General features: G+C 48.7%; 18 protein-coding genes and 1 pseudogene. 8 read left to right on the top strand and 11 right to left on the bottom strand.

The annotated features are described in order from the left end of the window. Positions 1–3 precede the first annotated feature (3 nt). Positions 4–189 (top strand): annotated as a pseudogene (locus AC6R0S_RS05685) (UTRA domain-containing protein); the annotation flags it as partial. Between the two features lie 44 nt (positions 190–233). On the opposite strand, the gene AC6R0S_RS05690 reads toward AC6R0S_RS05685, so the two are convergent. Continuing rightward, complete coding sequence (locus AC6R0S_RS05690; RefSeq protein ID WP_500626685.1) at positions 234–491, bottom strand: putative hemolysin; 258 nt, start codon at positions 489–491, stop codon at positions 234–236. Between the two features lie 198 nt (positions 492–689). Between AC6R0S_RS05690 and AC6R0S_RS05695 the strand changes: the two genes are divergently transcribed. Then, entirely contained in the window at positions 690–1622 is a 933-nt protein-coding gene (locus AC6R0S_RS05695) for an exopolyphosphatase (protein ID WP_334552046.1), read from the top strand. Positions 1623–1770: 148 nt separating this feature from the next. On the opposite strand, the gene AC6R0S_RS05700 is transcribed toward AC6R0S_RS05695, so the two are convergent. Together AC6R0S_RS05700 and AC6R0S_RS05705 are read right to left on the bottom strand one after the other, a co-directional pair. Further along, a complete protein-coding gene (locus AC6R0S_RS05700; protein ID WP_500633654.1) occupies positions 1771–2787 on the bottom strand; it encodes a GGDEF domain-containing protein in 1017 nt (338 codons plus the stop codon). 200 nt (positions 2788–2987) lie between these two features. Next, entirely contained in the window at positions 2988–3923 is a 936-nt protein-coding gene (locus tag AC6R0S_RS05705) for a chemotaxis protein (protein WP_500630751.1), read from the bottom strand. A gap of 206 nt (positions 3924–4129) precedes the next feature. Between AC6R0S_RS05705 and ppiC the strand changes: the two genes are divergently transcribed. After that, positions 4130–4408, top strand: coding sequence for a peptidylprolyl isomerase PpiC (gene ppiC, locus AC6R0S_RS05710; RefSeq protein ID WP_334552043.1), 279 nt, complete (start codon positions 4130–4132; stop codon positions 4406–4408). 227 nt (positions 4409–4635) lie between these two features. Then, the gene (locus AC6R0S_RS05715) at positions 4636–5319 is read left to right on the top strand and encodes a hypothetical protein (protein ID WP_500630752.1); all 684 of its coding nucleotides are present in this window, start codon (positions 4636–4638) and stop codon (positions 5317–5319) included. On the opposite strand, the gene AC6R0S_RS05720 is transcribed toward AC6R0S_RS05715, so the two are convergent. Next, the gene (locus AC6R0S_RS05720; RefSeq protein WP_500629516.1) at positions 5312–6256 is read right to left on the bottom strand and encodes a LysR family transcriptional regulator; all 945 of its coding nucleotides are present in this window, start codon (positions 6254–6256) and stop codon (positions 5312–5314) included. The two genes, AC6R0S_RS05715 and AC6R0S_RS05720, sit on opposite strands and share 8 nt — an antisense overlap. 157 nt (positions 6257–6413) lie before the next feature. Between AC6R0S_RS05720 and AC6R0S_RS05725 the strand changes: the two genes are divergently transcribed. From AC6R0S_RS05725 to AC6R0S_RS05735, 3 genes are all read left to right on the top strand, one after another. Beyond that, positions 6414–8390, top strand: coding sequence for an alkyl sulfatase dimerization domain-containing protein (locus tag AC6R0S_RS05725; protein WP_500637430.1), 1977 nt, complete (start codon positions 6414–6416; stop codon positions 8388–8390). A 112-nt stretch (positions 8391–8502) separates the two neighbouring features. Continuing rightward, on the top strand, positions 8503–9042 hold the full coding sequence (locus AC6R0S_RS05730) for a hypothetical protein (RefSeq protein WP_500629514.1): 540 nt from the start codon (positions 8503–8505) through the stop codon (positions 9040–9042). A 64-nt stretch (positions 9043–9106) separates the two neighbouring features. Continuing rightward, the gene (locus AC6R0S_RS05735) at positions 9107–9790 is read left to right on the top strand and encodes a glutathione S-transferase family protein (protein WP_500637431.1); all 684 of its coding nucleotides are present in this window, start codon (positions 9107–9109) and stop codon (positions 9788–9790) included. Positions 9791–9860: 70 nt separating this feature from the next. Here the strand turns inward: AC6R0S_RS05735 and AC6R0S_RS05740 are convergent, their stop codons facing one another. Then, on the bottom strand, positions 9861–10454 hold the full coding sequence (locus AC6R0S_RS05740) for a TetR/AcrR family transcriptional regulator (protein ID WP_500629512.1): 594 nt from the start codon (positions 10452–10454) through the stop codon (positions 9861–9863). A gap of 295 nt (positions 10455–10749) precedes the next feature. Between AC6R0S_RS05740 and AC6R0S_RS05745 the strand changes: the two genes are divergently transcribed. Beyond that, positions 10750–11559: a LysR family transcriptional regulator gene (locus tag AC6R0S_RS05745; RefSeq protein WP_334552034.1), complete on the top strand. Its 810-nt coding sequence runs from the start codon at positions 10750–10752 to the stop codon at positions 11557–11559. A gap of 74 nt (positions 11560–11633) precedes the next feature. Here the strand turns inward: AC6R0S_RS05745 and AC6R0S_RS05750 are convergent, their stop codons facing one another. From AC6R0S_RS05750 to proV, 6 genes are all read right to left on the bottom strand, one after another. Further along, the gene (locus tag AC6R0S_RS05750) at positions 11634–12665 is read right to left on the bottom strand and encodes an HlyD family secretion protein (RefSeq protein WP_487902282.1); all 1032 of its coding nucleotides are present in this window, start codon (positions 12663–12665) and stop codon (positions 11634–11636) included. 3 nt (positions 12666–12668) lie between these two features. Then, complete coding sequence (locus tag AC6R0S_RS05755; protein WP_334552032.1) at positions 12669–13178, bottom strand: magnesium transporter; 510 nt, start codon at positions 13176–13178, stop codon at positions 12669–12671. A gap of 160 nt (positions 13179–13338) precedes the next feature. Then, positions 13339–13971: an esterase/lipase family protein gene (locus AC6R0S_RS05760; protein WP_500626676.1), complete on the bottom strand. Its 633-nt coding sequence runs from the start codon at positions 13969–13971 to the stop codon at positions 13339–13341. Between the two features lie 228 nt (positions 13972–14199). Continuing rightward, positions 14200–15207 (bottom strand): glycine betaine/L-proline ABC transporter substrate-binding protein ProX, encoded by a 1008-nt coding sequence (proX, locus tag AC6R0S_RS05765; protein WP_500629510.1) that lies wholly within the window; start codon positions 15205–15207, stop codon positions 14200–14202. After that, positions 15200–16309 carry a glycine betaine/L-proline ABC transporter permease ProW gene (gene proW / locus AC6R0S_RS05770; RefSeq protein ID WP_500630755.1) on the bottom strand — a complete coding sequence of 370 codons (1110 nt, stop codon included), beginning with the start codon at positions 16307–16309 and terminating at the stop codon, positions 15200–15202. The genes proX and proW overlap by 8 nt, the downstream gene beginning before the upstream one ends. 4 nt (positions 16310–16313) lie before the next feature. Then, entirely contained in the window at positions 16314–17501 is a 1188-nt protein-coding gene (gene proV / locus AC6R0S_RS05775) for a glycine betaine/L-proline ABC transporter ATP-binding protein ProV (RefSeq protein ID WP_500630756.1), read from the bottom strand. Positions 17502–17617: the final 116 nt, after the last annotated feature.

A 17617-nucleotide genomic window follows, 5' to 3' on the forward strand; every position in this document is an offset into this window, starting at 1 on the left:
AGAGAAAGCTACGCCATTCGTATGAGCGCGTTGCATGGTGAGATAGCTCAAGCCCTACGCGCAACGGTTGGTACGTCCGCGTTGGTGTTAGAGAAGGTTTATCTGAATAGTGCAGGAGAGCCGGTTTTCACTGATATTGAGTATTGGCGTCATGATGCGATTGCGATTGAGTCTAGCTTGCCCTATTAAAATAAAAGAGCGCCTAATCTAGCGCTCTTCTCCTAAGGAGGCGTTTACTGGCTTTGCTGTTGCTGACTCTCTCGATAGTATTCCCATTGCTCTTGTCGACTGCCATCTGGCAACACACAGTAGGTAACGCGTTTGTCGTTTTCGCTCACGGTATCTAGTTCACCTTGCTGCTGAACACAGTAGACAGCGGCTGGATTTGCGATGGATGTGTACTCTTTCACTTCATATTCGTCGGGTTCGTTGGCGCAACCGGTGAGCACAGCGGCGCCAAGCAATGTCAAAAGCAAAGCGGCATTTCTCATGTAATATCTCCAAATTTCAATTAGATGCATATCGAGTATAGAAGATTACCTAAAGAAACGTGTCTTAACTTTGCCAAAAGTATGTTTTACTCCAAATTTTATTGAGTTAACGGTTTTCAACCTTGCTCTGTTGGTACTAAAGTTTAAGAAGCAGCAGGGAAGGTCTTCCCATTTAGACAGTAGGCAAAGGAAACCAAGATGTCCGAACAAACATATCGACTTGTTACTCGCAGTGATTTTGATGGTCTAGTATGCGCGGTGTTATTGAAGCAGCTTAATTTGATTGATGATATCAAGTTCGTACACCCTAAAGACATGCAAGATGGGCTTGTTGACATAACTCCAAACGATATTGTGACGAACTTGCCCTATGTGGCAGACGCTCATTTGATTTTTGACCACCACTTGTCCGAGACGATTCGCAACGCGGGCGAGCGCCCCAATCACATTATTGACCCTAATGCGCCTTCTGCCGCGCGTGTGGTTTGGGATTACTACGGTGGGGAGGCGGTCTTCCCATCACACTGGACAGATATGATGGAAGCCGTCGATAAGGGTGATTCCGCTCAATTCAATCGAGATGAGGTGTTAGATTCGACCGGATGGAACTTGCTCAACTTCCTCATGGATGCCCGCACGGGCTTAGGTCGTTTCCGCGAGTTTCGTATTTCCAATTACAACCTGATGATGGATCTTATCGAATACTGTAAAAATCACACTATCGAAGACATTCTGGCACTGCCAGATGTCAAAGAGCGTATTGATTTGTATCGCGAGCACGAAGCCCTGTTCAAAGAGCAGATCATGCGCTGCGCCACGGTGTACGACAACTTGGTGCTGCTTGACCTCACCAATGAAGAGACCATCTATGCGGGCAACCGCTTTATGATTTATGCGCTATTCCCACAATGCAACATCTCGATTCACAAGATGTGGGGATTCAAAAAACAAAACACCGTCTTCGCGACGGGAAAATCCATTTTTGATCGCAGCTCTAAAACCAACGTTGGTGAGTTGATGCTGAAGTACGGCGGTGGTGGTCATAAAGCGGCCGGGACTTGCCAAATCGATAACGACAAAGCCGACCAAGTCGAACAAGCACTGATCGCGGCGATCACCGCAGACGGTTAGGCTAAAACGTTGATCACAATAGATAAATGATACAAGCCCCGCTCAGTTGAGCGGGGCTTGTCATTAGGCGTGCGTGTTATCGAGAATCCGTTGCCAAAAAGATGACCAGTGTTCAGGACAAGGTGCACACTTGCTCATCATCCAGCGCTTAAAGCGGCATCACACGGTTGCGTCCGAGCTGTTTGGCTTCGTAGAGTAGCCCATCGGCTCGGCCAATTAGCGATTCAGCACTTTCACCCACTTCAAACTCTGCAACGCCGAGTGACATGGTAATGTTGCCCACCGGTTTGTTAGAGCGCTTGTCACGGATAGAGAGCTTTTCTACCGCGCGGCGTAGGCTATCGGCGAACTGTCTGGCGATCCTCAGTGACTTATTGGGGACAATCAGGGCAAATTCTTCGCCGCCAAAGCGATAGGCATGGATCCCCTCGCGGCAGCTCAATTGGATGCGCTTTGCGATGCCTTTGATGACCGTGTCCCCAAACAAGTGGCCGTAGGTGTCGTTATAGCCTTTAAAATGGTCAATATCAGCCAGAATGAGACACATGTTCTGCTCGGAGCGAATAAGGGTGCGAAGATCATTGTCAAATGCGCGGCGGTTGTAGAGGCTGGTGAGCGAGTCAAATAGCGCGTCTTGCTGCACTTCGGCCAGTTGCGCTTTGAGCAAATTAATTTCAGCGGTCGCTGTCTCAAGTTGGCTGTTTAAAAAACGGGTTGAATGACGAATTTCATGGGAGTCCGACACCAATTGGCGCACCACTTTCATCACTTCGTCGATGGTCATCGAGTTACCATCGACTCGCTCTAAGCTCTCAAAGCTTTTGTCTATCATTTGCGAGAATTGAGAGGTGTCAGTGAGCGTATCGCTAACTGAGCTCGCTACCTCATTGACCAATATTTCGATGTTGGCTCGCAGGTTGCTCATATCGGTTTCGACTTGGCCTGCCACATGGGTTTTGTAGAGTTGCTCGCAGGTAGCGGGTGGGCAGATGCCATAGTTTTCTAGCACGGCATCGAGTTCACGATTCAATCTGGGAATCGCATTATCTACATAAGTGTACCAAAGCGCATAGTTTGAGGGTGTGGCCGCAACATGATGTTTCATCATCAGGGGCACCGCTTTTTTCAAATTCGCCGTCGACTTTTTGAAATCTTCGTCTGTCATCGTTGTTGTATAGTTTTAACCGTAACAGGAGTCTTAAAATAAGATTAGTGGATATTGATGAATGATGCCTAAATTTATTAAAATTAACGAGTTTTTATTTAGGCCATTCATGCAAATGCGTGATGTATATCGTGTAAAAATATCAGCCGAATTGAGCGCTTGGTGTTTAAATCATCACTTTGCCTAGATGCCGGCCGCGCCTAAATGCTGACCGCATCGGCGTTGCGCACGTTTCCTTCTTCCAGTTTGGCCGCCCCGCGCAGCATCGCCTTAATCAGGTCTGCGGCATTGAACTTCTCTAACGCTTCATGGGCGCCGACTTGATGTGCTCTGTCGACACAAATTTCACTCGATAAAGAGGTATGTAAAATGATATACACTCGGCTAAGCTGCTGTTCGCTTTGAGTTTCAAACGCCAGTTCGTAGCCATCCAGGCCCGGCATTTCAATGTCGCTCACCAAGAGTTCAATCGGTTTGCCGCGCGCGGCCTCTTCACGCATCAACTGCAATGCATCGAGTCCATTGTTACAAATCTTGTAAGGGATATTTATGCTGTCGAGCGCATCCCCCAGTTGCTTACGTGCAATGGAAGAGTCATCCACCAACAAAATATTGAGCGCTTTTAGGCGCTCGCGCTCAATGTCTGTGAGCATTGGAATTTTGGTTGATTCGTACTGCGGGTAAATCTTGGCGAGCAGCAGCTCAACATCCAACATCTGCACAATTTTGTCTTGATAGCGTGTGATCCCCGTGACGAACACATTGTTGCCGGCACTTTTGGGTGCCGATTCGATCGCTTTCCAGTCACATTCGATAATTTTTTCAATCGAGCGCACCATAAACGCCACGACAGTACGCAGACAATCGGTCACGATCAGGTAGCAATCGTTGTATTCCTCCGGCTGAATAGGACGAAAGCCAATCGCGGCCGGCATATTAATCACAGGTATGGTCTTGTCGCGAATGGTCACAGTGCCAATCACATGATGATGCGAGTAGGGTATTTGAGTGGTTGGCTGAAAAGGTACGATTTCGCGTACTTTCAGTGTGCCGATCGCAAACAGTTGTTTGTTGCTGGTCAACGTGAACATCAACATGCCTTGTGACTGATTTGCTTTACTCGGAGTTTTCGCCATTTACTTCATACTCTCGTTGGGTCTCTATCTATATTAAAGGGTAATGGATCTTGAGGTAGGTTCAATGATATCGGGCAAATTTAGTCTTACTTGAATGGCATTCGCAGCATTAATGACACTCAAGCTTCAAACATGGGGTGAAGATCTCACTTTGTTTGGTTACAATCACGCTCCGTTGAAATCTACCTAACATTGAGGTTTGTACTATGGCCAACACTGCCGCCGCACTCCATATTCTGGTTAAGCACAAAGAGCAAGCCGAAGACATCATTAAACAGTTGAAAAAAGGCGCGAAATTCCAGACTCTGGCAAAGAAATACTCCACCTGTCCATCTGGCAAACGCGGCGGTGATCTCGGTGAATTCCGTCGCGGTCAGATGGTGCCTCAGTTTGACAAAGTCTGTTTTCAGGGTGAGACACTGGTCCCGCACCTAGTGAAAACCAAGTTTGGTTGGCATGTGGTAAAGGTTCTATACCGCACCTAATACTTTATTAATCGCTATTTTCATACCACCGCTGTCCGTAAGCTGAGATCTTTCGAGCGCTTTGTAAACAAGTTGATTGACCGGGGTAGGAATATCGGTTATTCCCATTAACGCTCAGATGAGAATTAGACTAAATGGTCTAAATTTCTAAATATTGTAATGAGTGTTGGCATGAAACGGACTTTGAGTTGCTCATTATCAGTTCTAGCAACTTACATGAGATGTTTATGCGCAAGTTTTCGTTTTTATTCGCTTCTGTTCTTCTTTCGACCGGGCTTTCTGCTCAAGAGAAGCACCATGAAGATCCAACCAAAATTGTCACCAAAGCTGGTTTTGCCTACAGTGAAGGGCTGAAGTTCTCTGGTTCGATTGGCCTTGATGATGCGCGCATGATCAATGGGCGTATCAACGCGGATGGCGATGAGTGGCGCGTCGGGGGCTCTTGGTTGTTGCCGATGGGTATTCTCAACTTCAACTTTAGCCGTACCGAATTTGATGATGAGGCGTACAAAAACAACTACAGTATCGGCACGTTTGTTCCTTTGAGCTATTTTGATATCGAACCAATGGGCTGGCAGATATTCCCAATGGCGGGTTATAGCTACAACGACGGTGAATTTGCCGTGCGTGATGAGAGCGACATTGAGAACGACTACGTCTTAATGCCAGCTTCGAGCCATGGTGGCTACATCGGTGCGTTTGCCCTCAAGCCGTTGACTCAGAAATGGTCGATGATGACGTTTGGCGGTGCATCACGCGGTTCGGACAGTTACTCGGGCTATTGGGGCGGTGCAGGTGCGAGCTACAAAATTTCTGAGGCGCAGTCGTTCAACTTCTTCGGCATCATCGCAGACGATGATTTTGGTAAAACCAACAAACTCGGCGCGTCGTACACTTACGAGTTTAAATAACGCCCGAGCCCATATTCGGGTTAATCAGCTGCTTGGTGTTGTCTAAGCTTTGCATTACTTGTTGGCGAAACCATTGATGCGCCGGGTCTTTACTGTGCTTCTTATTCCATATCAGATAGTTCGACATCTGAGTGTGGGAGAAGGGCGGGTTGATCACTTGCAGTTGCAAACGCGCTTTAAACTGCAAAGCGACCGACAGCGGGACGATGGTGATGATGTCTGACTGGCTGCACAGCATCATATTGTTAAACAACGAACGACCGTGATAGACCACCTTACGTCGAGAAATGTCTATGTTGGTGTAGTGGCCTAAGCTGTAGGTTTGATTACGCGTGCGCTCTAAGACGGCATGGCTCTCTCCAAAATATTGCTCTTGAGTCATGCTGCCTTGAATTCGCGGATGCTGCTCGCGGCAAACAATCACAAAGCGCCCATCGAAAAGGTGGGCGCTTTCAATACTGGGTGACTCAGAAACTAAGATGTCGATCATCGCATCAAACTTTTGCGTCACTAACCCTTCATAACTCTTATCGTCATTATCCGGTTGATCGTAGATCTCAAGGGTCACTTGTGTGTCGCTCAACTTAGAGAAACCATCAAGCAAAACCCACTGCAAGTGCTCTGGCGCGGCCAAGACAAATTTACGCTGTGAGGTGCGTGGATTAAACTGTTCGAGCGCATTAAACACCCCACCGAGTTGCTGGATGGGGTCTCGTACTTGTTCGTAGAGGCTTAACGCATAAGTGGTCGGTACCACCCCTCGACCTTGACGGATAAACAGCTCTTGCCCGAGTTCTTGTTTAAGCCTTGCAATCGCCGTACTGATGGTGGATTGGTTGGTGCTTAAATGATCCGCTGCTCGGCTCAGTGAGCCATGCTCTATCACGGTGGCGAATACAGCCAGCAGGTTGAAATTAGGGATGTCGTTGTTTTTCATGAGCTTACTTACCTATCGTATCCGCCGATTCTACTTTTAATTATATATCGTAATTTCGATGGATTGAAATCGTATTGCTCTGTGTTTGCGATGGGTATCAAGTCATACAATCACTGCGAAAGATTAAATGTTTCCTGACAAAATTAAGGTCGTGAAAATGGCAATGACATTGAAAAAACTCGCGCTCCCACTGGCTATCGCAAGTGCGCTCTTCGCAACGGGCTGTGCGACGGAATCTAACACGCCAACCGTTGAAGCAACGTCAACGGTTGGTAGTGAGCTTCGCACTTCTCAAGCGGCTCAATACCAAAATATTGACTTACTGGCTCGCTACAGCAGCGATGTACTTTTTGAACACGAGTCGAACATGTTCTGGGGGCCAGGTGAGCGTATTCAAGTGTTGTCAAAAACGGGTGAATCTTTGGCGTTTACCCAGGAGTCTGACCATGTTCACCCAAGCCTCACCAAGCACGGCCTGAAAATGGACCAAGCCATTATCCAAGTGGATCACAACATCTACCTAGGTTACGGCTTTGGTCTTGATACACCAGTGATGATTGAAGGTGATGACGGCATCATCGTGATCGATCCAGGCGAATCGGTACAAATGGCACAATCAGTGAAAGAGCAATTTGAAGCTATCACAGATAAGCCAGTGAAAGCGATCATCTACACACACAACCACATTGACCATATTGCCGGCGTTCGCGCTTGGGTAACCGACGAGCAAGTGGCGTCTGGTGAAGTAAAAATCATCGCACAAGAAACCCTGACTGCGGCAGTGGCAAACTGGTCATCAAACCTAGGTCCACTGTTTGGTCACCGCACATCTTACACTGGCGCAAAACACGTGCCTGAAGGTGAGTTCGGTACTGTTAATGACGGCCTAGGTCCACGCTTTATGCAAGGCGACATCTCATTCATCGAGCCAAACCTTGAGTTTAAAGATCGTCTAGACATCACGATTGCGGGCGTCAAGCTTGAAATCGTTCACGTACCATCTGAAACGGCGGATGAGCTGGTCGTTTACCTACCAGAGCAAAAAGTGCTGCACGCAGCAGAAGTATTGCAAGGTGAAAACTTCCCTAACCTGCATACGATTCGTGGTACCAAATTCCGTGACCCATCGGTATGGTTCAAAGGCATCGACATCATGCGTCAGTTCGACACTGAAGTCATGATTAACTCTCACGGTCGTCCTGTGGAAGGCAAAGAAGCGGTTTCGAATGTCTTGACGGCTTACCGCGATGCGATTCAATACGTGCACGACCAAACCATTCGCAACATGAACAAAGGCCTAACACCTGATGAGCTTGTTGAAGCAGTGAAATTGCCAGCACACTTGGCTGGACACCCTTGGCTTGGTGAGCACTACGGTACCGTTGCACACTCAGTTCGTCAGATTTACGTGGGTTACAACGGTTTCTTCGAAGGTGACCCGTGGCAGCTAGAGCCAATGGCGTACGAGCAACGCGCGAAAGCGTTTGTTGAAATCATGGGTGGCCGAGACAACATCATGCACACAGCGCAAGCGGCTATCGATGCAGGTAACCACACCTTCGCAGCAGAAATTTTGTCTTACCCAATCACGGTCAACAAAGACGACATGGGTGCGCGTGAACTAAAAGCGAACGCTTACAAAGCGTGGGCTGCTGAGCAGGTCAACATCAACTGGCGTAACTGGGCGCTAAACGCGGCGGCTGAACTTGAGGGTACGCGTGACTTCTCTAACATGATCAGCTTCGCATCGGTTGACGTATTGACGGCGCTACCAAGCAAGCAAATTTTTGACATGATGACGGCGACACTGATTGCGGAAAACACGCTTGATGTGAATATGGCGATGACGTACCGCTTTAGCGATACCAAGGAAGCGTTCACCATCGAAATCCGCAACGGTATTGCTCAGTTGCACACTAAAGCGCTTGATACCGCGGACGTGCAGATTGACACCACTCGTGCCGTATTGAACGAGATTCTTCTTGCGGGACCAAATGCACAACAAGCGATTGGTAAAAATCTGCAAGCTGGTAAATTTGCCTTCGCAGCGGGTGATATTCAAGGGTTTGGTCAGTTCATGAGCTACTTTGATAAGCCAACAGCGCCGCAAGACTTGATGCTGATTGTTCGCTAAGTCGTACATAACGTAGAGTTCATTCATCACTCTACTCAAGGACATCATTGACGACAAAGGGACCTTCACGGTCCCTTTTTGTTAATAGAGTAATGGTTTAATGAGGAATCTTATGCGTACCAAGACGTTCACGCTTTACTGCGCCACGCTCGCCAAACGCGGTTTTAGTCTGGTGTTATTGATGCTGTCACCGACGCTACTGGCGTGCGGTTTGCACCAAGCGGCGGGGTTTAACTTTGTCTCAGAGCCAGGCTCGCTTGGAGTGTTTGATAAGGTGATCACCGCACGCCAATCCAACCAGTTCGCCAATCAAGCGAAACCGGAGCAGTTTTACCTGTTTGCGTTTACTCAAGCGTTATCGAAATCGGCGGATTCACCGATCCCATTCTCCCTCTTTGAAGCGGTCAAAGGCCACTACAGTGAGGTCGTGTTGGGCGAAAAAGTGTCAATGAAAGGCCGTGATACGCTACCAAGCGAAGATGACCTTTTGTTGGTGACCGAGCTGGATGTGCTGGATGCGTTAGCAACAGGCGTGATCGATTGGCCGCAAGCCAAATCCCAGGGTTGGGTCGTCATCAATGGACAGCCGGCAGAGGTGAAGCAGTTAGATGATTGGTTTACTGCTCTCTTTAAGGGTCAAAAAACAAATTGATGGATTAAGTTGAACGATCGTTCTTGTTGTGCTTGAATAAGTGTTCAAACAAGGAGAGCGAGTCATGCTGACATTCTATTTTCACCACACGCCAAACCCGATGAAGGTGGCGCTATTTCTGCAAGAAGCGGGGCTAGATTTTGAACTGGCGCCCGTTGATACCCTCAAAGGCGAACAACACACTCCAGAGTTTCGTCTCATTAACCCCAATGGCAAGACCCCAGCGTTGCAAGACGATGGCCAACGTGTGTTTGATTCCAACGCGATTTTGCTCTATCTGTCGGAGAAAACCGGTCAATTTGGCGGTGAAGCGAACGATCGCGCGGAACTGCTCTCTTGGCTGATGTTTATCGCTTCTGGTCTTGGTCCGTTCTCGGGTCAGTCGGTGCACTTTAAACGCGCAGCACCTGCAGGCAACGATTACTCAGCAAACCGTTATCACCGTGAAGCGCAGCGTCATTATCAAGTGTTGGATTCACACCTTGAAGGGCGTGATTTCATTGTCGGCGATAGCTACACCATCGTTGATATGGCGGCGTGGGGTTGGATTGATAAAGCGCCGATTGTGTTAGGTGACGACGCTGCCTTAGACTCATACCCGAATCTGAAGCGCTGGTTCAACGCGATCAATGCCAGACCGGCGGTAGAGAAGGCACGCGCGATAGCAAAAACGTGTGAGTTTAAAACTGAGGTGGACGATGTGGCGCGCCGAGCGCTATTTCCGTCTAACTTTCCTAAAGAGGATTAATTCGTTTTAGGCGCGTAATGAAAAACACGGCATCGAGCGCCGTGTTTTTTAGTTTTGGATCAATGGTGGCTTACGTTCGTATCGGTGACTGGCTAAATACCGAGTTAATCATGTTTTCTATCAACAAGCGGTCGTCACAGGCGCGCGCGTAAGTGCGCAGGCCAATGATTTGCACTTGTAAATAGCGAGCCAGTTCCGCTGGATCTTGCGCCTCGCTCAGTTCACCTTGCGCTTTGGCGTCAATGAGCACCTGCTCAATCGCACTTTCTACCCGTCGAAGCAGCGTTTTCGCTTCAGCGAGCAGCTCAGGATTATCGGACTCGGTCAATTCAGCGACAGATTTTACGATCATACACATCGCGCTTGGCGCGCTGTCTCGGCTATCAATGATTAGGGCGCGCACAAATTGTTTTAGCCCCGCAAGAGGAGTATCGCTTTGCGCGACGCAGCGCTGTAGACGTTCACGACCCAACTCTGCATAGCGGTGCAACGCTTCACTAAAGAGCTTGTCTTTGCTGCCAAATGTGGCGTAGATGCTTCCAGGGCGCATATCAATGGCCTCTTGCAGCGCACGCATGGAGGTGCCGTGATAGCCCTTTTCCCAATAGAGGTCTTTGGCTTTGTCAATGACATCATCACGATTGAATTTGGCTCGGCTTGGCATAGGGATCCTTGATGTTGACGAATGCGAGTTTGCTTTAGTATAGCGAAGGGAGTAACGATCGTTCAACTTGAGTGATTATGCGCCATGTCGCCGTGCAGAATCTTTCCTTGGTTTACTGAATCAATCAGGCGGTTTGTGTTAGCTTAGTCATATATGAGCTACAATTTGTTTATAACTTTCTTCAACTTGCTGATAAACAACAGAAACATGTGGCGATAATGCGAAGCGCACACTAGACATAGGCTAGGATACTGTTTATCTTTCGTTACAGTTAAAACCAGATGGGTCATTTTTAATGAGAGACTACAACTCACTCCAAGTTTTTCTCGTGTTGATGCAGACACATTCCACCCAATCGGCGGCGCGTAAACTTGGACGTTCTCAATCCTATGTGTCGAAAGTGTTGGCGCAGCTGCGTGAAGACCTCGATGACCCTCTGTTTATTCGCAGCGCAGACGGCCTCACCCCCACTTCCTATGCGATGAGCATTGAGCCCAAACTGCGCAACGCCTTTGCGCAAGTCAAGCAGGCGCTCAATCCAGAAGAGTTTGACCCTAAAAACGTCCAGAAAGTCGTGATCCATATGGTGGAGCCATATGTGGTGCAAGCGGGCAAAGAGATCATTATGGCGATTCGAGAACAAACCGACGCCATCATCGAATTACGCGTTTGGAATAAACTCAGCGAATCCATGATCGAAGAGGGTGAAGTCGATATTGGTCTGCACATGCTCAATGACAAACCCCAAGTGTTCTATCAAAAGCGTATTCAGAGTGTGACGGGCGAATTTTCAGGCAATGTCGCTGGCGAATACGTCAAGTTTTTGGTCTCTGGCATCAACGACTACCACAACTACTTTCAGCGCCTTGACCCAAGCATCGAAGCGAGCATTTTTGTCGACAACTATGATTTAATGAATCAATTGATGGATCGTTGTTACACGGTTCGCTATCGACCTGTAAGACCTGATGACGGCCACGCCAAAGTGACGTTGGAAGCGGCGTTGATCACCAAATCATCACGTCGCAATTCGGCTAAAACCAAATGGTTGATGAACATCATTGAGCCCATCATTCTTAATCAAGCGTTGAACTGGCAGCAGTAACGTGTCAATCAAATAGAAAGCAATAAAAAAAGCGCGCTGTGATTCACAGCGCGCTTTTTTACGTCAAGAAATCATTACAAAGCAGAGAGGTAAGCTTTGTATGCTTTCAAACGTACGGTTGCACCACCAATGATGTCCATGAAACCGAGCATCTGGTGCGGCTTTTTCGCCGATACCCAACCTGAACCGGTTGCACCGATTGGGATGTTGTAACCTTCTGGTTCTACAAATTCGATGACAATGGTACGGCCGTGTGAGCCCATATTGTTCCCGACGTGCTGACGAACATGTTGGGAACCGTTGAAGACAGACACTTGCGCTTCACCGGTACCGGTTGTGATGCTGTGTACGCGGCCACGGAAGATTTCACCTGGGTAAGCATCGACGTAAAACTCAGCAAACTGACCAATTTCGATGCCGCTGTATGTTTGATCGGCGATACGCATTTCAACAAACTTTTTGCTGGTATCGTACAGGTGCATGTTACCAATGCGTGTACCTTGAACGATGTTGGTGATGCCTAGCTGACCATCAAACGGCGCGCGGATTTCACGGCGATCGTTTTGCCAATCAGCGGTGGCGATCTGTGCTTCAATATTAAGGATTTGCGCATTCACCGAGGCGATCTTCGCTTCCGTGGTCTCAATGCGAGTACGGGTGTCGTCGCGCTGCGCTTCGTTAGCAAAATCTTTCAGTTTATTGAGACGGTCGAGCGTTTTACGATCGTTGTCCATCTGGCGCACCAGTGCAAGAATTTCCGCTTCCGCCGCTGATTTTTGCGCGTTTAGGCTTTTCATTTGAGACACGGTATCTTCGGTTCTCAGCGTGTAAATCAAGTCGCCTTTTTTCACGTGTTGGTTGTGCGTGACATACACTTGATCGATCTCTTGACCAAGCAGTGGGCTAAGTACCGCGTGCGGCGCTTTAACTGTGGTACTGTCAGTCAGGTCCGCAGGCGACCAGAAGCGGTGAGCGGTAAACAGCGCGATCGCGATGAAAAAGCCTGTCCCGATCATGATAGCCGCGTTGCGTAGTGTCCATTGCACCACACCCGCCTTCACCAAGATCCAACAGATCAGAACGTAAGGTAGCATAATTTCTTTCATGGATTAGTCCTCGACGCGTGCTTGGCTTTCAGGCTTGCGGCCATTGCGAATAATGTTAGAGATTTCGTTGGCTAACACGTCCCAACGAGCGAATGCGATGATGATGGCAAGAACCCACCATGTTTTGTCGATGAACAGGCCACAAAGAGACAATGCAAAAACGATTTGAGTGTGCGCGCTCGACATCTCCGCCGCTTTGTGAACCGCGACTTCGTGAAGTTGCCAAAGTAGGTAGGCGACATAGACGATCAACGCGACGGTAACAAAGAAAACGAAGCCCATGAAGATTTCAGAATCGAGTAGGCGCAAAATGGTGGGATAACCGCCAGAAAAGTACTCTTCAGGGAGTGATTTACCGTGAATGCGACCCAGCTTTGAGAGAGCAAGCGAGGAGCCAACAAGGACGGAAATGGCGACCACAGCTTTGATAATGAACAAAGCTATGTACTTGACGATCCTAATGAATTTTGCACCCGCTCCTTGATTGGATGCTTCGCTTTTTGATGGATTCATGAGCTATATTGCCTTGGTAATTATTCCATCAGCGATAATACAAGAATCTTATGTGCGATTCGGAATAACGGATATTCTGAATCTATATCACAGAATAACACATTGTTTTCACCTCACATACACAGCGATATTTATGAAATACATCTCTATTGGTTATGTTTTAGCGCACAGCAGTATGGTCAAAATGGTCATGGCGAATGAAATGATCGATTTGCTGGGTCACAAAGCGGCTGAATATTAAACTGGTGTGACTGTAATCTTTGGCAATGTGATCAGTCATACCATCGATTTTGGTCTCTTCGAGCGTCACCGTACCATCGGAGGCGACGCTATTGTCCATCATCAACAAGGGGCGTGCGCCGACGGGCAAGGTACCGGCGATGCTGCCTAGTTTTTGTGGTACTCGCCAGACACTCTCCTCATGTTGAGTGAGCCCAAATTCAGGTGCGTTGCCTAAAATCGCGCCGATACCGAGCTTCTGTATTCGCGTTGCGATAGAGGCGCCTTGAAGCGGCGAGCCAATGGCGACAACGTGTGAGATCTCATCTGTGCTCGGTTGGGTCGATTCTAGGTAGTGTTTGACAATCAATCCTCCTAAGCTGTGACCGACCAACACATTTGGTTGATGGCGGCTGAGCGCTGAACTAATGTCAGAAAACACAACTTGCTCATTGATTGCCACACTGTTGTAGCTGACCGTCTTTGTGTCATAGCCAAGGTCTCGTAACCGCTGACTGAGTGGCAGCATTGCCAGGCCATGCATATAGAGTCCATGTAATATCACGATGTTCACAACTGCCTCCCAAGAGAAATCCGCGAAATAAAATGAAGAGTAAAAAGTGGGCGGAAAACAAAATGATGGCCAAGGACTATGATGACGCGCCCGGCCGCCAGAGACAAGAGTGAGCGGCAATGAATGTGTGTTGAGTGATTAATTAGCGAGTGGTTTGCTTGATGGTCATATCGTTGCGCTTACTTGATCCAATCAAAAAGCCCCTTGCGAAGCAAGGGGCGGAAGCGGTTATTTGGCGGCTTTTTTAGCTTGCTCAACCCAAGAGTCAAACAGCGAGCGGTTGGCTTTTATCCAACCTTCAACGTGGGCCTCTATGTCCGCTGAGCTGTTTTTACCTTTGCTCATCATCATATTTTGTGCACTGATATGATTGATATCGAGTTTCATGATTTCAAACAGCTTGGCCGCAGCAGGATTTTGATTGGCGAACGTCTTGTTGGCGACGATTTTCATCGAGTTCATCTCGAACCCGTAGTTTTTGCCATTCGGCAGTGAGGTGTCGACGTCTTTGCGCTCGCCGGGTAAGGCAGAGAAAGGGACTTCCAGCCAAACGACATCTTTGCCTGGGACCAGAACGCCACTTACCCAATACGGTGTCCAAGTGTAATATAGGATTGGCTCACCTTTGTTATAGCGTGAGATGGTGTCGGCAATAATGGCAGCGTAGTTACCTTGGTTGTGCGTCACCGTATCACGGAGTTTATAGGCGTCGAGTTGCGCTTCGACCACCATTTCACAGCCCCAGCCTGGGTTACAGCCAGTAAGGTCAGCCTTGCCGTCACCATTAGCATCAAACAGCTTAGCAATTTTCGGATCTTGCAGCTGGCCGATGTTGGAGATATTGAACTGTTCCGCGGTCTTCTTATCAATCAAATAACCTTGAGCCGCACCACTGACGTATTCGCCTTGACGGTAGAACACGTCATCGCCGCCCGCCATGGTGTATTTATCGGCATGTAGAGGGAACCAACCGACGGCAAGAAATGTGGCATCGCCTTTTGCTACCGAGGTGTAAGCGACGTTGTAATCCACCTCTTTTGGTTCAGCCACTTCGTAGCCAAGCTCTTCGAGGGCACGGCTGACAACCAGTGTTTGAAAGGTCTCTTCTGCGACGGTGGATTGCACCGGTTGTACCGCGATCCCTTCGCCCGGTAGCGATGCAGCAAAAGCAGCACCTGATAATACCAAGGCCGAGGCCGATGTCAGTTTGAATGTCTGTTTCCATAGATTATTCATTATTGTTTCTCCCTAAGTGAAGTTCCTTGTTTTTGACTGCGTGGGCTGAGTGACTGCCTCGAGCAAGCTTGAACACTGCGCCAACAGGACCAGTGTGATACCAACGGCGCTTGGTATTGCCTGCGTTTTCGCCCAGTGCTTGAGTAATGCGATCAAGCAGTATGGCAAGAATGACGATGCCCAATCCGCCTACGGCGGCTAAGCCCATATCTAAGCGACCAATTCCGCGCAGCACCATTTGACCTAGACCGCCGACTGCGATCATCGATGCAATCACCACCATAGAAAGTGACAGCATTAAGGTTTGGTTTACGCCGGCCATAATCGTAGGCAGCGCTAGCGGCAGTTGGATGCGATACAGCATTTGCTTCTTGTTGGCACCAAAGGCGTGCCCTGCTTCAATCAAGTCTTTGGGCACTTGAACGATGCCGAGTATGGTGAGCCTGACCACAGGTGGCAGCGCGAATATGATCGTCACCACAACGCCGGGCACATTACCTATACCAAAGAGCATGACAATCGGCACCAAGTAGACAAAGGCTGGGGTGGTTTGCATCGCGTCGAGCAGTGGCCTGACGACTTTCGCGGCAGTTGGGTTACGAGCCAATGCGATGCCTAAAGGTAACCCTATGAGCAAACAGAAAAAGACTGAAGTGAGTACCAAGGCCAAGGTGGTCATCGCTTGGCTCCACGCACCAATCAGACCGATAGTGAGCAGCGAAACCAAGGTCGCTACGCCCAGACGCCAATTTGAAAACTGCCATGCCAAAAGAAACAAGGCGAGTATCATGAATGGGGCAGGAGTGGAGACAAGCGCCAGTTCGAATGAGCTCAGGATCAAGTCGATGGGAACGCGGATCGCTTGGAAAAGCGGGCGACCGTGTTCGACCAGCCAGTTTAGGCCCGTCTCAACCCACGCATCGACGGGCAAGAGCGCCTCGTTGAAGGGGTGCATTAAATCGAGCGCTTGAGTTTGCGTCACTTCGGATGTAAGCCAGTCTGCGCCCTCGTCGGATGTCGCCGTTGCCCAAGGATCCGATGGTGTTGTGTTGTCTGCCGTGGTTTGCGACCACGGGTCCGTTTGAGAAGTTTCTTCTGACACCGCGTTACTCCTTATCTAGCGTCTGTAATAGGCGAGATTTGGTGATGACTCCATAGTAGTGGCCGTCTTCTCCAATGACCGGTACGGCATATGGTGAATCGGCAACGATACCAAGAATGTCATTGATGGATTGCTCGGGTGACAATGTCACCTCGTCATCTATTTGAGCACTGGTTAAAGATCGCTTCTCTTTGTGCGCTTGGCGCAGCGAGTCGAGAGAGACGATGCCGGAGTAGCGGCTAGCACGATCGACCACAATGCCAAATTCGCGGTCGTGATTCATCAGCATTTGCAGCGCTGAGCCGGGACCATCGTGCTCAGATTTTTTAAACACGGCGGTCGGCTGTTTTCGGGCGATGTCTTTCGCTGTGAGGACGCTGGCCACATTGACGCCTTTGAAGAAGGCTTCAACGTAATCATTGGCAGGGTTGTTGAGAATATCATCTGGTGTGCCGACTTGGACCACTTGTCCGTCTTGCATGATGGCAATGCGATCTCCAATTCGCATCGCTTCATCAAGATCGTGCGATATAAATACGATGGTGCGTTTATCATCGTTTTGAAGACGAATCAGTTCGTCTTGCATTTCGCTACGGATCAGCGGGTCAAGGGCGGAGAAGGCTTCGTCCATCAACAGAATATCAGGGTCACAGGCTAGCGCCCGAGCCAGTCCGACACGCTGCTGCATACCGCCAGAGAGCTCATCGGGGAAGGAATCCGCATAGCTTTCTAAGCCGACGCGCTCTAGTGCCGATAGAGCACAGCGATTTCGCTCTTCCAAACTAATACCAGCGAGTTCTAGGCCAAAAGCGGCGTTCTCAACCACAGTCATGTGAGGCATTAGGGCGAAGTTTTGAAACACCATGGAGATGTTGTGGCGACGGACTTCTCGCAGTGCCTGCTCTGAAATCGAAGCGATGTCATTGCCTTTAAACAGAACACTGCCACGTGTTGGCTCAATCAATCGATTGAGCAGTCGCACTAAGGTGGACTTGCCAGAGCCCGATAGACCCATGATGACGAAGATCTCGCCTTCATTGATCGAGAGTGAGACATCATTGACCCCGACAGTGAGGCCAGTTTTGTCGAAGATAGTGTCTTTATCCAACCCTTTTTCCAACAGGTCGAATGCGTGATTGGGTTCATCACCAAACACTTTGTACAGTCCCTTTACTTCCAGTATGGGATCCATCAAAGATTTCCTTTTTTGCTCAAAAACGTTAGTACACTAAACAATATTTAATGGAATTTCAAATCGGAGGTGATAAAAATCACATAACCAAATCGGTCTGTTAATGAGTTTTTTGT

Source organism: Vibrio sp. R15-SG3-ISO1B (genome assembly GCF_059833835.1).

What these genes read in the sequence shown, in the direction of transcription:
- AC6R0S_RS05690 (WP_500626685.1), bottom strand. Translation starts at nt 491, where the DNA reads ATGAGAAATGCCGCTTTGCTTTTGACATTGCTTGGCGCCGCTGTGCTC.
- AC6R0S_RS05695 (WP_334552046.1), top strand. Translation starts at nt 690, where the DNA reads ATGTCCGAACAAACATATCGACTTGTTACTCGCAGTGATTTTGATGGT.
- AC6R0S_RS05700 (WP_500633654.1), bottom strand. Translation starts at nt 2,787, where the DNA reads ATGACAGACGAAGATTTCAAAAAGTCGACGGCGAATTTGAAAAAAGCG.
- AC6R0S_RS05705 (WP_500630751.1), bottom strand. Translation starts at nt 3,923, where the DNA reads ATGGCGAAAACTCCGAGTAAAGCAAATCAGTCACAAGGCATGTTGATG.
- ppiC (WP_334552043.1), top strand. Translation starts at nt 4,130, where the DNA reads ATGGCCAACACTGCCGCCGCACTCCATATTCTGGTTAAGCACAAAGAG.
- AC6R0S_RS05715 (WP_500630752.1), top strand. Translation starts at nt 4,636, where the DNA reads ATGCGCAAGTTTTCGTTTTTATTCGCTTCTGTTCTTCTTTCGACCGGG.
- AC6R0S_RS05720 (WP_500629516.1), bottom strand. Translation starts at nt 6,256, where the DNA reads ATGAAAAACAACGACATCCCTAATTTCAACCTGCTGGCTGTATTCGCC.
- AC6R0S_RS05725 (WP_500637430.1), top strand. Translation starts at nt 6,414, where the DNA reads ATGGCAATGACATTGAAAAAACTCGCGCTCCCACTGGCTATCGCAAGT.
- AC6R0S_RS05730 (WP_500629514.1), top strand. Translation starts at nt 8,503, where the DNA reads ATGCGTACCAAGACGTTCACGCTTTACTGCGCCACGCTCGCCAAACGC.
- AC6R0S_RS05735 (WP_500637431.1), top strand. Translation starts at nt 9,107, where the DNA reads ATGCTGACATTCTATTTTCACCACACGCCAAACCCGATGAAGGTGGCG.
- AC6R0S_RS05740 (WP_500629512.1), bottom strand. Translation starts at nt 10,454, where the DNA reads ATGCCAAGCCGAGCCAAATTCAATCGTGATGATGTCATTGACAAAGCC.
- AC6R0S_RS05745 (WP_334552034.1), top strand. Translation starts at nt 10,750, where the DNA reads ATGAGAGACTACAACTCACTCCAAGTTTTTCTCGTGTTGATGCAGACA.
- AC6R0S_RS05750 (WP_487902282.1), bottom strand. Translation starts at nt 12,665, where the DNA reads ATGAAAGAAATTATGCTACCTTACGTTCTGATCTGTTGGATCTTGGTG.
- AC6R0S_RS05755 (WP_334552032.1), bottom strand. Translation starts at nt 13,178, where the DNA reads ATGAATCCATCAAAAAGCGAAGCATCCAATCAAGGAGCGGGTGCAAAA.
- proX (WP_500629510.1), bottom strand. Translation starts at nt 15,207, where the DNA reads ATGAATAATCTATGGAAACAGACATTCAAACTGACATCGGCCTCGGCC.
- proV (WP_500630756.1), bottom strand. Translation starts at nt 17,501, where the DNA reads ATGGATCCCATACTGGAAGTAAAGGGACTGTACAAAGTGTTTGGTGAT.